Genomic DNA, 12,730 nt, shown 5'->3' with positions numbered 1-12,730 from the left:
CGCGTGTGGAGACATGGGATCGACGGCATGAGAACCGCCTCCCGGGATCAGACAACCGATGGCCGCCGGCTGCGGGCAGCCTCTCTGCTGCTGCTTGCCCTGATGCTGGCGCCTGCCGCCCTTGCGGAAGAGGCTGCGGCCCCCCAGGCTGCAACGCCCCAGGCCCCGGCTCACCCGGCAGAAGAGATGCAAGCCGTCCCGGATGCCGACACCGATGATCAGGCCGAACCGCCGGCTCCGTCCGGGCGGTGGATGCGGATTCCCGTGGCCGATGGCCGCCTGATCTTCCGGGCGGCGCGCTATGGCGTGAACAATGCGCCCGACATCGCGCGTCATCATCAGCGTGCGGATGGCGAGGTCGATGCCGAAGGCGCGTTCTGGGCACCGGCCGACGAGGCAGAACCCATGGCCGGGCTTTATGTCGGGGCGCTCGCCGCCTCGGGCGCGCAGACCCGCTCCCCGCGCTTCGACGATCTCTTCGCCTTCAAGGATGATGAGGGGCCGATCCGCCTGTCGGTCGAGCCTCTGGCCGTGATCCCGAGCCGGTTCGGGCCGCTGCCGGTCGAGCGCTTCCGGGTGACGGAGCGGGACTGTATCGGCTTTCTGGCACCGATGGCGCCGGGCGCCTATGGCTACGCAGCCCCACCGGTCGTCGCGGACGACCCGCCCCCGGCGGCGGCGCCTGAGCCCGCCCTGCCGCCTGTGCCGACCGCCGAAGCCGCCCCGGTGCCTATGCCGCCCACCGCGGTGGTTGCGGGCTTCCACTGCCTGGAACCGGGCCGGCGCTATGATGCCGATCTCGCCGCCCTGGCCGTGGGGTCGATCGGCGTCGTGGGTGAGGCGGTACCGCCGCGCAGCCCCCTCGGCCGCCCGGTGGTGGTCGATCTGGCCGTCAGGGCCCTGCCCGATACCGGATCAGCCGATGCGGCGGCGGATGACGGCCCGCCGCTCGGTCTCTGGCGTGGTGTGGCTTATGTCGACGGCATCGGGCTCGGCATGCGCGCCGGGGCGAAGGGGCAGATGCTGATGCTGTTCGCCGGCCCGGACGCCGAGCGGGATGGCGCACGCCCCACCATCTGCCGCGGGCAGTGGGAGCTGGACTCGATCGCCTACGAGCCGCCGAATATCGGGTCGGAATGGATCGACGATCCGGTGGACCCGATCCCCCTCTCCGGCTACTGGTCGATGCTCTGCGACGGGCTGTTCGGCGATCTGCTCGGCCCGGTCGAGGGGCGGCTGCAGGGGCGCATTCCCGAGAAGCTCCTGGTCGAGGGCACGGCTCCGGAGGGACGCCGGGCGGTGGAGCTGATGCTGCCGGAATTCGCGCCCGGGCCCTGAGGTCCCAGGCATCGCGAGACGCGATGTGACGGATGTCTCAATAACTTGCCGCGACGCGACGATTACTTTCGCATCGCCGCAGAGACGAGGTGGACAGGCCTTCCGGCCACGGTTAACGTCTCGGAGTAACGGCAGAGTGGCCGGGCGGTGCAGACCGCCGTCCGCCCCCGCACGGCTGTCCCCGAGGCGTCGCCCGGGGCATTTCCACGCCGGCTCCGGGGTCCGTTCGCCGCCGCATCGCATACCGCCAGGAGCCCTGTTGCCGATGACGACTCTCGCCATAGAGCTGGCCCGTGTCGATCTGCTCGCCGATCTGCCGCGCAACAGCCTGGCCGCCGTGGCGGCGCAGGTGCGCACCATGCGTCACGGCGCCGGTGCGGTGGTGCTGGATGCCGATGACGGCAGCAGCAATCGCGACGTCTTTCTGGTGCTGGAAGGCGTGGTGGACGTCATCAACTACGCCCTGACCGGCCGCGAAGTCTCGTTTGCCCGCATTGAGGCCGGGGGCTATTTCGGCGAGCTGTCGGCGATCGACGGCCTGCCGCGCTCGGCGCGGGTGGTCGCGGCCACCGATTGCCGGCTGGCCGCACTCTCTCCCCAGCTCTTCGACCGGCTGGTGACCGAGGAGCCGACGGTGGCGCGCAAGGTGATGTTGCGTCTGGCCCGGATCATCCGCGCCTGCGACGAACGGATCATGGATCTGAGCACGCTGCGTGCGGTCGAGCGGGTGGCGGTGGAGATCCTGCGTCTGGCCAAGCCCTCTGACGGCAATGCCGGGGCCCCGGGCCGCTGGGTGGTGGACCGTCTTCCGGCCCAGCGCGACATTGCGGCGCGGGTCGGCACGGCGCGCGAGACGGTGGCCCGCGTGCTTTCTCAGCTCCAAGAGGACGGGGTGGTGGAACGCCGGGGCCGCATGCTGGTGGTGCCGGATCGCATGCGCCTGCTGCGGGTGGCGGCCGGCGACCGCCCCGAAGCGCTGCTCGCCCGCTGATACACCCCGCAGGCACACGCCCATGCGCCGCATCGCCCTCATCATCCTTGCCGTTTTTGCCCTGGTCCTGACCGCCTGGTCGGGTGGGGACATGGCGGCATCGCATGCGGCAGAGGCGATGCCGGCGATGGTGGTCATGGCCGCCAGCCCCTGCCCCGACCATCATGGCGGGGCGCCCGATCGTCAGCATCGCGCCTGCATGGCCGCCTGCGCGATGCTGTGTGCGCCGGCAGCCCTGCCGGCCCTGCTGATCCCGGTCGGCTTCGGCCATGCGGGCCGGCCATCGCTGCCGGCCATCTTCCTGCCCGACGGCCGCAACCCGGCAGGCCCGTTCCGTCCGCCGATCGTCTGACGGCGCCCCGCCACGGGGCCTCTCTTCAGATATCGGATATCCGGACGGAAAGGGATTTTCCATGTCCATGAACATCACCCGCCGCCGCCTGCTTGGTGCGGCGGGCGCCGCTGCGGCCCTGGCCGCGGCCGGGCGCGGCCTGCTGCCATCGGCCTATGCCGATGCGCCGCGTCACCATCTTTCGGCCGCAAGCCGGGTCATCGACATCCGCGGCCGTGCCGCCACGGTCTGGGGCCTCCGCCGTCCCGACGGCGGCAACGGGCTGGAACTGATGCCCGGCGAGCGGTTTCACCTGGCCCTCCACAATCGGATGGACGAGTCGACCATCATCCACTGGCACGGCCTGACCCCGCCGCCGGATCAGGACGGCGTGACCGATACCGGCTATGCCGGGCTGATTCCACCCGATGGGCAAGCGGTCTATGATTTCGCGGCCCGGCCCGGAACCCATTGGATGCATTCCCATGCCGGCCTTCAGGAACAGCTTCTGCTGGCGGCGCCCCTGATCGTGCGCAGTGCCGCCGACCTCGCCGCCGACCGGCAGGAGGTGGTGGTCATGCTCCATGACTTCAGCTTCCGGACGCCGGACGAGATCCTGGCCGGCCTGACGGGCATGGCGGCGGCGGGTCATGGAGGCATGAACCACGGCACGATGACCCACGGTGCCATGAACCACGGGAATATGGGCCAGGCTGCGGCGGGCCCCGATCTCAACGATGTCGATTACGACGCCTTCCTGGCCGAGGACCGCACGCTCGACGATCCGCTGGTGGTGCGGACCGAGCGGCGCGGGCGGGTCCGGCTCAGGGTGATCAATGCGGCGACGGCCACCGCCTTCCGGCTCGATCTGGGCGGCCATCCCCTCCGCGTGGCGGCGGTGGACGGCAACGAGGTGCCGGTGCAGGAGGTCGCGGACGTCCCGCTTGCCCAGGGGCAGCGGGTCGATCTGCTGGTCGACATGCCGGCCGAAGGCGGGGTGGTGCCGCTGCTGGCGACGCGTGAGGGCGATACCATCCGCACCGGCATTCTGCTCGCCACGCCGGGGGCGGCGGTCGCCAGACTATCCGAGCGGGCGGCACGACCGGCCGCACCGGTCGATGCGATGCTGGACCGGATCCTGATGCCCGCCGATGCCGCGGTGGTCCGGCCTGCACGGCGGGTGGAGATGGTGCTGGATGGCGGGATGATGCCCTATCGCTGGACCATCGACGGCCGGAGCTGGGCCGATCGCCGCCCGGTGCAGGTCCGCGCCGGCGAGGTGCTGGCGGTGACCATGGTCAACCGCTCCGCCATGGCGCATCCCATGCACCTTCACGGCCATCATTTCCGGGTGACGGCGATCGATGGCCGGCCGGTGGGTGGCATCCTGCGCGACACGGTGCAGGTGGTGCCGGGCAGTGCGGTCACCATTGCGGTCACCGCCGACAATCCCGGCCGCTGGCTGTTCCACTGTCACAGCCTCTACCATATGGCCACCGGCATGATGACCGAACTGGTCTATGTCTGAGGGGGGCGGTCCGTGCCGTCCGTCTCGTCCTCGCCGCTGCGCAGCCGTGCCCGGGGGTGCGCCGCGGCATAGGCGGCGATCATCCGTTCGGTCGCAACTGCCGTGTAGCGCTGGGTGGTCGCCAGGCTCTCATGGCCCAGCAGATCCTGGATGATCCGAAGATCGGCGCCGCCATCCAGAAGATGGGTGGCGAAGGCGTGGCGCAGCGCATGGGGGGTGGCGGTCGCATCCAGCCCCAGCGCGCGCCGCGCCGCCGCCATGTGCCGTTCCGCCACCGCCCGGTCCAGCCGGCCGCCGCGCACGCCGGTGAAGACCGGCCGGTCGGAGGTCTGCGGATGCGGGCAGGCGGCACGGTAGGCCTCGACCGCGCCGACCACCGCCGGGATCAGTGGCACCCGGCGCTGCTTGCCGCCCTTGCCGCGCACCACCAGGGCCGGCTGGCGGCTGCCCGGCGCCGGCCAGTCGCGCCCGTCCAGCGACAGCGCCTCACCGATGCGCAGCCCCGCTCCCCAGAGCAGGGCGAAGAGGGCGCGTTCGCGCAGCGCCACCCAGTCGCGGCCGGTTTCGGCGCCGATATCGGCGGCTGCGGCGATCAGCCGGCGGGCATCGGCCGCCGCCACGGGGCGAGGTGCCGGGCGGACGTGTTTCGGTGCCGAAAGACCGGCGAGCCCCGGCGCCGGCAGGCCGTGCACCCGATCGAGCCGTCGATAGAACCCGCGCACCACTGCCAGCGCCCGGGCGGTGGAGGCGGGTTTCAGGCCGTCGGCGCGCCGCCGGGCCATCCAGGCGCGAAACCCCTGGATGTCGATGGCGGCCAGTGCGGAAAGATCACCGATCCCACCGGCCCAGTCGGTGATGAAGCGCAGAAACTGCGTCAGATCGCGGTCATAGGCGGCGACCGTATTGGCCGAGGCGCGCCGCTCGGCCACCAGCCAGCGCCGCCAGTCTTCGACGGCCGCCGCGATATCCGCCGGCAGGGGGGCGGCCGGATCCTGCGTCAGGCGCCGGGCCACGACCGGGCCAGGCAGCGGGCGGCCACGGCCGCCAGGAAATCGAGCAGATCGCTCGCCTGACCGTCATGCCAGGTGGCTTCGCGGCCATTGCCCAGCACCATCACCATCGGCGGCATGTCGGCGCGGGTCTCCAGGCGGACGACGGCGTCGGACCGGACGGTATCGTTCCCGGTCCAGAGCGGTGCCCGGGCATCGGCCTCGATCCGGCCGCGCAGCCGAAGCGGCCGACCGGCGCCCAGCAGGCGATCGATCGTGCCGGGGGGAAGGGCGGTGACACCCGCCGGCATCCGGCCGGCATCGCCTTCGGCCGCAACCAGCGCGCATTCGATGCCCAGCGCCTGGGGGACAGCCTGGACCAGCCGGTCGACCACGGCATCGACGGTCTGCGCCTCGACCAGGGCCAGGACCGACTGGCGGACCCGCTGGTCGATCTCGGCATTGGCCTGAACCGTGCCGATCAGGCGCTTCTGGTTGCTGCGCATGTCGTCCACCGTCCGTGCCAGCCGGTCGATCTGGAAGCGCTGCATGTCGACGACGCCGTCGCCGTGGCGACGGCCCGGCAGAACCAGGGCTTCCAGGGCTTCGGGGTGGCGCTGGAAGAAATCCGGGTGGCGGGCGAGATGCGCCAGCACGTCGGCGTCCTGGATCGGGCGGCCGGCGGCGGGGGCGGCGGTGTCGGAGCTGCTGGTCATCTTGGCGGGTCGGTCTGCCTCGGGGTGGCGGGAAGGGGGTTGCCCTTCAATATGGAACGGCGCGGCTGCGGGGTCGACCCTCAGGGTCATCGCTGCAGACCGCGCCGCTCGGCATCGGATGATGCGCCGGGTTCAGATGGCCGTGGTTCAAAGAACCGTCTGGCCGGTCTTCTCCCAGTCGGCCATGAACGCGGCCAGGCCCTTGTCGGTCAGCGGATGCTGGTACATCTGGCGCAGGACCGAGGGCGGCACGGTCACGACATCCGCTCCGATGCGGCCGGCTTCGACCACATGCAGCGGATTGCGCACCGAGGCGACCAGCACTTCGGTCTGGAAGGTCGGGTAGTTGGCGTAGATCTCGACGATCTGCTCGATCAGCTCCATGCCGCGCGCGCCGATATCGTCATAGCGGCCGACGAAGGGGGAGATGAAGCGGGCACCGGCCTTGGCGGCCAGGATCGCCTGGGCGGGCGAGAAGCACAGCGTGACGTTGACCGGGGTGCCCTCGTCCGAGAGCGCCTTGCAGGTCTTCAGCCCGTCGATGGTCAGCGGCACCTTGATGGTGACGTTGGGGGCGATGCGGGCCAGATACCGGCCCTCGGCCAGCATCTTCTCGTGATCGAGGGCGGTGACTTCGGCCGAGACGGGGCCGGCGACCACGGCGCAGATCTCTTCGATCACTTCGACGAACTTGCGGCCGCTCTTGGCGATCAGCGTCGGGTTGGTGGTGACGCCGTCGACCAGGCCGGTGGCGGCGAGATCGCGGATTTCGGCAACGTCGGCGGTATCGACGAAGAACTTCATGATGCGGGCCTCTGGAAACCAGGGTATCGGCGGTCGGGTGACGGTCCGATGGAAGTGACGGACCGTCCTGACCGGGCGAAGACAGGGGAAGCCGGCGTTCGGGCGGACACTTCCGTGGCGGTCGGTGATGCCTGAAAACCCGGTCCGGGTCTTCCGGCAAGGGATGGTGGGGCCGCCGGTTTGGCGCGGAGTTTAACGAAAGCCTTGCGCCGCCGCCAGTTGCATGATGCCATCCGCCCGACCCGTCCGCACCCGACTGCTGCTTATGCGATGACCGCCCCGGATACAAGTCCGAACCCGTCCGCCGGGTTGTTTCCCGACCGTGCCCCTGCCGATGCGTCTCGCGTGGCCGTTCTGCCGCTGCAGACGATGGGCGGCCCGGCGGGGCGCCGGCTGGACCGGCTGGACTATCTTGTCCCGCCCGGCACGACGCTCGCCCCCGGCGATGTGGTGCAGGTACCGCTCGGGCCGCGCACGATCACCGGGGTGGTCTGGGGCCCCGGTGAGGGCGACCTTGCGGCCGGGCGGCTGAAACCGGTGACGGCGCGGCGCGACTGCCCGCCGGTGCCCGAGGCGCTGCGCCGGCTGGTGGATGCAGTTGCGGCCTATACCGTCTCGCCGCCCGCGGCCGTGCTGCGCATGGTGCTGCCGGTCGACGACGCGCTGGATCCGCCGCGGCCAGAGACCGGGCTGGTGGCGACCGGTGCCGCGCCCGCGGGCCGGCTGACGCCCCAGCGGCGGGCGGTGCTGGAGACGCTGGAGCATGTGACGGCGGAAGAGGGCGGCAGCCCGCCGACGGTGGCGGCGCTCGCCGCTGCGGCAGGCGTGTCCGATGGCGTGGTTCGCGGGCTGATCGATGGCGGGGCGCTGGTGCCGGTCGACCGGCCGGTGCCGCGGGCCTTCGATCTGCCGGACCCCGACCTGCCTGGCCCCGCATTCGGCCCCGACCAGGCTGCGGCCGCCGCGGCCCTGGTTGCGGCGGTGGGGGCGGGGTTCGCGGTCGAAGTGCTGGACGGGGTCACCGGCTCCGGCAAGACCGAGGTCTATTTCGAGGCGATCGCCGCCGCCCTCCGTCAGGGGCGCCAGGCCCTGGTTCTGGTGCCCGAAATCGCGCTGACCAGCCAGTGGCTGGAACGCTTTCGCGGCCGCTTCGGCGCGCCGCCGGTGGTGTGGCATTCCAATCTGGGGCAGGCCCATCGCCGCCGCGCCTGGCGGGCGGTGGCGGAGGGGACCGCTCCGGTGGTGGTGGGGGCGCGTTCGGCGCTGTTCCTGCCCTTTCCGGCGCTGGGCGTGATCGTGGTCGACGAGGAACACGATGCCGCTTTCAAGCAGGAGGACGGCGTCGTCTATCACGCCCGCGACATGGCGGTGATGCGCGGCGCGCTGGAAGGCGTGCCGGTGGTTCTGGCCTCGGCGACGCCGGCCCTGGAAACGCTCGCCAATGTCGAGCGCGGCCGCTATCGCCGCCGTCGCCTGGCGGCCCGCCACGGCGCCGCCGTGCTGCCGGCGGTGGAGGCGATCGATATGCGTGCCGAGCGCCTGCCCGCCACCCGCTTCGTTTCGGAACCGCTGAAAGACGCCATGCTTGCCGCAAAGGAACGCGGCGAGCAGTCGATGCTGTTCATCAATCGCCGGGGCTATGCGCCGCTCACTTTGTGCCGTGCCTGCGGGCACCGGATGCGCTGCCCGTCCTGCGAGGCCTGGCTGGTCGAGCATCGCTTCCGTGCCGGCGGCCCGCGCCTGGTTTGTCATCATTGCGGCCACGAGGAGCCCGAACCCGACACCTGCCCCGCCTGCGGGGCCGAACACAAATTCGCCCCCTGCGGGCCGGGCGTGGAACGTCTGGCCGAGGAGGTCGGCAGCCTGATGCCCGAATTGCGGGTGGCGGTGATGACCAGCGACACCATCGCCAGCCCGGTCGAGGCCGCCGATCTGATCGCGCGTATGGAGGCGGGCGAGATCGATGTGCTGATCGGCACCCAGATGATGGCCAAGGGCTATCACTTTCCCCGGCTGACGGTGGTGGGGGTGGTGGATGCCGATCTGGGGCTTGCCGGCGGCGATCTGCGGGCGGCCGAGCGGACCTATCAGCTGCTCGCCCAGGTCGCCGGCCGGGCGGGGCGGGCCGAACATCCGGGGCGGGTGCTGCTGCAGACCTATGATCCCGGCCATCCGGTGATCCGCGCGCTCATCGCCGGTGATCGGGACGGTTTCCTCGACGCGGAAGCCTCGGAGCGACGGGCCGCGGGCGCGCCCCCTTACGGCCGATGGGCGGCGGTGGTGGTCTCGGCACCCGATCCGGGCGATGCCCGCTCCACGGCCGATGTCTTCGCACGCGCGCTCCGCCGGACACTGCCGCCCGGTGCCCGGCTGCTGGGCCCGGCACCGGCGCCGATCAGCCTGTTGCGGGGCCGCCATCGGGTGCGGCTGCTGGTGATGGCCGATCGTGCCGCGGACCTGCCCGCCGCCATGGCCCGCGCCCGCGATCTCGTGCCGGTGCGCGGTGCGGTTCGTGTGCAGATCGACGTCGATCCGCAGAGTTTTCTCTGACGGTCTCCGAGGATCCGGTTGCGACCTATTGCCGCGCGGGCGGTTGATCCGCCGGTTGATCCTCCGGGGTGGTAACCGGTACCGGGCGGCCGCGAGCCCCGGATGCGCGTCACAGGCACAACGGCGATTTTCGCTGTCGCAACGCGGGTTGCACCTCCCGGGTCCTTGTGTTAGGTATCGCCTGCCCTCGGCATGACGGCGTCCACGGACGGCGTGTGTCGTGGCCTTGGTCCTGCTCACGCGTTCCATTACGTGACCGCAGGGCCTCGTCGCTTTTCTTTTCACGACAGGCTTCAGGGACGGTCCCAGTGGCAGGTGCGCAAGCGGATGCGACCGGACTGGCGGGGCGTTATGCGACCGCCTTGTTCGATTTGGCGCAGGAGCGTGAAGCGCTCGATGCGGTGACCGGCGATCTCGCCCGATTCAGGCAGCTGCTGGACGAGAGCGCAGAGTTCGCTCGGCTGGTGCGCAGCCCGATCGTGTCGCGAGACGACCAGGTCAAGGCGGTGACGGCGGTTGCCGACAAGCTCGGCATGAACGAGCTCACCCGGAACTTCGTCGGCTATGTGGCGAGCCAGCGGCGGCTCTTCTCTCTCGCGGCCATGATCCGCTCCTTCGAGGCGCTCGTCGCCCGGGCGCGCGGTGAAGTGATCGCGGAGGTGACCTCCGCCCATGCCCTCACCGATGAGCAGAAGAGCGCGCTCGAAGCCGCGCTCAAGCAGGCGGTCGGCGGTGCGGTCGCGATCCGGACCGACGTCGATCCCTCCCTCATCGGAGGTCTCGTCGTGCGTGTCGGTTCGCGCATGATCGACGGCTCGATCCGCACCAAGCTGCACAGTCTGAAACTCGCCATGAAAGGGGTTGGATGATGGACATCCGCGCCGCTGAGATATCGGCGATCATCAAGGAGCAGATCGCCAGCTTCGGCACCGAGGCCGAGGTTGCCGAGGTCGGGCGGGTGCTGTCGGTCGGTGACGGCATTGCCCGCGTCTACGGCCTCGACCAGGTCCAGGCGGGCGAGATGGTCGAGTTCGCCGACGGTACCAAGGGCATGGCGCTGAACCTCGAGGCCGACAATGTCGGTATCGTGATCTTCGGCGAAGACCGCAACATCACCGAGGGCTCGCTGGTCAAGCGGACCAAGGCGATCGTGGATGTGCCCGTCGGCCGTGGCCTGCTCGGCCGCGTCATCGACCCGCTGGGCAACCCGCTCGACGGCAAGGGCCCGATCCAGGCGACCGAGCGCTCGCTGGTCGAGAGCAAGGCCCCGGGCATCATCCCGCGCCAGTCGGTGCACGAGCCGATGCAGACCGGTCTCAAGGCGATCGACGCCCTGGTGCCGATCGGACGTGGCCAGCGCGAGCTGGTCATCGGCGACCGCCAGACCGGCAAGACCGCCGTGGCGATCGACGCGATCCTGAACCAGAAGGCCGCCCACGCCGGTTCGGACGAGACGAAGAAGCTGTATTGCATCTACGTCGCGGTCGGCCAGAAGCGTTCGACGGTCGCCCAGATCGTGAAGACGCTGGAAGACAACGGCGCGCTGGAATACACCGTCGTGGTGGCCGCCACCGCCTCGGAGCCGGCGCCGCTGCAGTTCCTGGCCCCCTATTCGGGCTGCGCGATCGGCGAGTTCTTCCGCGACAACGGCATGCACGCCCTGATCATCTATGATGATCTGTCGAAGCAGGCCGTCGCCTACCGCCAGATGTCGCTGCTGCTCCGTCGTCCTCCGGGACGCGAGGCCTATCCCGGCGACGTGTTCTATCTCCACAGCCGCCTGCTGGAGCGCGCTGCGAAGATGAGCAAGGAGCGGGGCTCGGGCTCGCTCACCGCGCTGCCGGTCATCGAGACCCAGGCCGGTGACGTGTCGGCCTATATCCCGACCAACGTGATCTCGATCACCGACGGCCAGATCTTCCTCGAGACCGAGCTGTTCTATCGCGGTATCCGCCCGGCCATTAACGTCGGTCTGTCGGTGTCCCGCGTGGGTTCGGCCGCGCAGACCAAGGCGATGAAGCAGGTCGCGGGCCGCATCAAGCTCGACCTCGCGCAGTTCCGCGAGATGGAGGCCTTCGCCCAGTTCGGTTCGGACCTCGATGCCGCGACCCAGAAGCTTCTGGCCCGTGGTGCGCGCCTGACCGAGCTGCTGAAGCAGCCCCAGTTCTCGCCGCTCAAGATGGAAGAGCAGGTCTGCGTGATCTTCGCGGGCGTGCGCGGCTATCTCGACGCGATCCCGGTCAATTCGATCGGCAAGTTCGAGCAGGCGCTGCTCGCCGACCTGCGCGGCGAGAACAAGGCGATCCTCGACGCCATCGCGACCGAGGGCAAGCTCTCGGACGAGGTGGAAGCGAAGCTGGTGGCGGTCGTCGACCGCACCGCCAAGACCTTCGCCGCCTGATCCGGCGGATGCCTGAAGGGCGCCGCCCGTATCGCCGGGACATCCCGGCTGATGCGGGCGGCGTCGTCCGGACCCGGTCCGGGCGGACCGGCCGCGGCCGGGCATATCAGGTCCGGGGTTCCGGGCCGCGACGGACAGGATCCACCTCCGGGGTCGATCAAGGGTCAGCCGAATGCCTAACCTGAAGAACCTCAAAGTCCGCATCAACAGCGTCAAGGCGACGCAGAAGATCACCAAGGCCATGCAGATGGTCGCGGCGTCGAAGCTGCGCCGTGCCACCGAGCAGGTCGAGGCTTCGCGTCCCTATGCCGAGCGTATGGAGCGTGTGCTCCGCTCGCTCGCTTCGCGTGTGATCGTGACCGACACCACGCCGAAGCTGCTCGCCGGTTCGGGCAGCGATCAGGTGCATCTGCTGATCCTGGCGACGGCGGATCGCGGCCTGTGCGGCGGCTTCAACACCAGCCTCGTGCGTGCCGCGAAGCGTCAGATCCAGATCCTGACCGCCCAGGGCAAGACGGTGAAGGTGCTGTGCGTGGGCCGCAAGGGCCGCGACCAGCTGCGCCGCGAATACGGCAGCCTGATCATCGATACCGTCGAGGGCATCGGCCGCAAGCGTCTGGCCTTCTCCGAGGCTCAGGCCATCGGCGACAAGGTGATCGCGCTCTACGAAGCCGGTGAGTTCGACGTCGCCACCCTGATTTTCAGCCACTTCAAGTCGGCGATCAATCAGGTGGTGACCCTGCAGCAGCTGGTGCCGTTCGCGACCCCCGAGGCCGCGAACGATACGCAGGCGACTGCGGCGGGCAGCGGCGCTGTCTACGAGTACGAGCCCGAGGAGGAGGCGATCCTCGCCGACCTTCTGCCGCGCAACATCTCGGTCCAGATCTTCAAGGGTCTGCTCGAGAATGCGGCCAGCGAGCAGGGCGCGCGGATGACGGCGATGGACAACGCCACCCGCAATGCCGGCGAGATGATCGGCAAGCTGACGCTGGAATACAACCGCACGCGTCAGGCGGTCATCACGCGCGAGCTGATCGAAATCATTTCCGGCGCCGAGGCGCTGTAAAGAACGGTCCCGGGAG

11 protein-coding genes are annotated in these 12,730 nt (G+C 70.1%); 8 read left to right on the top strand and 3 right to left on the bottom strand.

All coding sequences use genetic code 11. From position 1 onward, the window contains the following. The first annotated feature begins 27 nt into the window (after nt 1-27). From TMO_RS15100 to TMO_RS15085, 4 genes are all read left to right on the top strand, one after another. Nucleotides 28-1,338 (top strand): hypothetical protein, encoded by a 1,311-nt coding sequence (locus tag TMO_RS15100; protein WP_014746511.1) that lies wholly within the window; start codon nt 28-30, stop codon nt 1,336-1,338. A gap of 265 nt (nt 1,339-1,603) precedes the next feature. Then, complete coding sequence (locus TMO_RS15095; protein WP_014746510.1) at nt 1,604-2,329, top strand: Crp/Fnr family transcriptional regulator; 726 nt, start codon at nt 1,604-1,606, stop codon at nt 2,327-2,329. A gap of 22 nt (nt 2,330-2,351) precedes the next feature. Next, nucleotides 2,352-2,681, top strand: a complete 330-nt coding sequence (locus TMO_RS15090; protein WP_014746509.1) for a hypothetical protein — start codon at nt 2,352-2,354, stop codon at nt 2,679-2,681. Nucleotides 2,682-2,742: 61 nt separating this feature from the next. Beyond that, nucleotides 2,743-4,188, top strand: coding sequence for a multicopper oxidase family protein (locus tag TMO_RS15085; RefSeq protein WP_014746508.1), 1,446 nt, complete (start codon nt 2,743-2,745; stop codon nt 4,186-4,188). On the opposite strand, the gene TMO_RS15080 is transcribed toward TMO_RS15085, so the two are convergent. From TMO_RS15080 to fsa, 3 genes are all read right to left on the bottom strand, one after another. After that, on the bottom strand, nt 4,179-5,201 hold the full coding sequence (locus TMO_RS15080) for a tyrosine recombinase XerC (protein ID WP_014746507.1): 1,023 nt from the start codon (nt 5,199-5,201) through the stop codon (nt 4,179-4,181). The two genes, TMO_RS15085 and TMO_RS15080, sit on opposite strands and share 10 nt — an antisense overlap. After that, complete coding sequence (locus TMO_RS15075) at nt 5,186-5,893, bottom strand: DUF484 family protein (protein WP_041605012.1); 708 nt, start codon at nt 5,891-5,893, stop codon at nt 5,186-5,188. Before TMO_RS15075 ends, TMO_RS15080 begins: the two co-directional genes overlap by 16 nt. Nucleotides 5,894-6,040: 147 nt before the next feature. After that, nucleotides 6,041-6,697 carry a fructose-6-phosphate aldolase gene (gene fsa / locus TMO_RS15070; protein ID WP_014746505.1) on the bottom strand — a complete coding sequence of 219 codons (657 nt, stop codon included), beginning with the start codon at nt 6,695-6,697 and terminating at the stop codon, nt 6,041-6,043. Nucleotides 6,698-7,042: 345 nt separating this feature from the next. On the opposite strand from fsa, the gene TMO_RS15065 reads away from it, so the two are divergent. The 4 genes from TMO_RS15065 (at nt 7,043) to TMO_RS15050 (ending at nt 12,714) form a co-directional block, all read left to right on the top strand. Then, a complete protein-coding gene (locus tag TMO_RS15065) occupies nt 7,043-9,247 on the top strand; it encodes a primosomal protein N' (protein WP_014746504.1) in 2,205 nt (734 codons plus the stop codon). 308 nt (nt 9,248-9,555) lie between these two features. After that, nucleotides 9,556-10,116 carry a F0F1 ATP synthase subunit delta gene (locus tag TMO_RS15060; protein WP_014746503.1) on the top strand — a complete coding sequence of 187 codons (561 nt, stop codon included), beginning with the start codon at nt 9,556-9,558 and terminating at the stop codon, nt 10,114-10,116. After that, on the top strand, nt 10,116-11,648 hold the full coding sequence (gene atpA, locus TMO_RS15055) for a F0F1 ATP synthase subunit alpha (RefSeq protein ID WP_041606581.1): 1,533 nt from the start codon (nt 10,116-10,118) through the stop codon (nt 11,646-11,648). Before TMO_RS15060 ends, atpA begins: the two co-directional genes overlap by 1 nt. Before the next feature lie 172 nt (nt 11,649-11,820). Beyond that, complete coding sequence (locus tag TMO_RS15050; RefSeq protein ID WP_014746501.1) at nt 11,821-12,714, top strand: F0F1 ATP synthase subunit gamma; 894 nt, start codon at nt 11,821-11,823, stop codon at nt 12,712-12,714. Nucleotides 12,715-12,730: the final 16 nt, after the last annotated feature.

The organism is Tistrella mobilis KA081020-065 (assembly GCF_000264455.2).
In the GTDB taxonomy this organism is placed as follows: Bacteria; Pseudomonadota; Alphaproteobacteria; order Tistrellales; family Tistrellaceae; genus Tistrella; species Tistrella mobilis.
This window is presented reverse-complemented; position numbering and strand designations above follow the sequence as displayed.

What these genes read in the sequence shown, in the direction of transcription:
- fsa (WP_014746505.1), bottom strand. Translation starts at nt 6,697, where the DNA reads ATGAAGTTCTTCGTCGATACCGCCGACGTTGCCGAAATCCGCGATCTC.
- TMO_RS15085 (WP_014746508.1), top strand. Translation starts at nt 2,743, where the DNA reads ATGTCCATGAACATCACCCGCCGCCGCCTGCTTGGTGCGGCGGGCGCC.
- TMO_RS15090 (WP_014746509.1), top strand. Translation starts at nt 2,352, where the DNA reads ATGCGCCGCATCGCCCTCATCATCCTTGCCGTTTTTGCCCTGGTCCTG.
- TMO_RS15075 (WP_041605012.1), bottom strand. Translation starts at nt 5,893, where the DNA reads ATGACCAGCAGCTCCGACACCGCCGCCCCCGCCGCCGGCCGCCCGATC.
- TMO_RS15100 (WP_014746511.1), top strand. Translation starts at nt 28, where the DNA reads ATGAGAACCGCCTCCCGGGATCAGACAACCGATGGCCGCCGGCTGCGG.
- TMO_RS15050 (WP_014746501.1), top strand. Translation starts at nt 11,821, where the DNA reads ATGCCTAACCTGAAGAACCTCAAAGTCCGCATCAACAGCGTCAAGGCG.
- TMO_RS15095 (WP_014746510.1), top strand. Translation starts at nt 1,604, where the DNA reads ATGACGACTCTCGCCATAGAGCTGGCCCGTGTCGATCTGCTCGCCGAT.
- atpA (WP_041606581.1), top strand. Translation starts at nt 10,116, where the DNA reads ATGGACATCCGCGCCGCTGAGATATCGGCGATCATCAAGGAGCAGATC.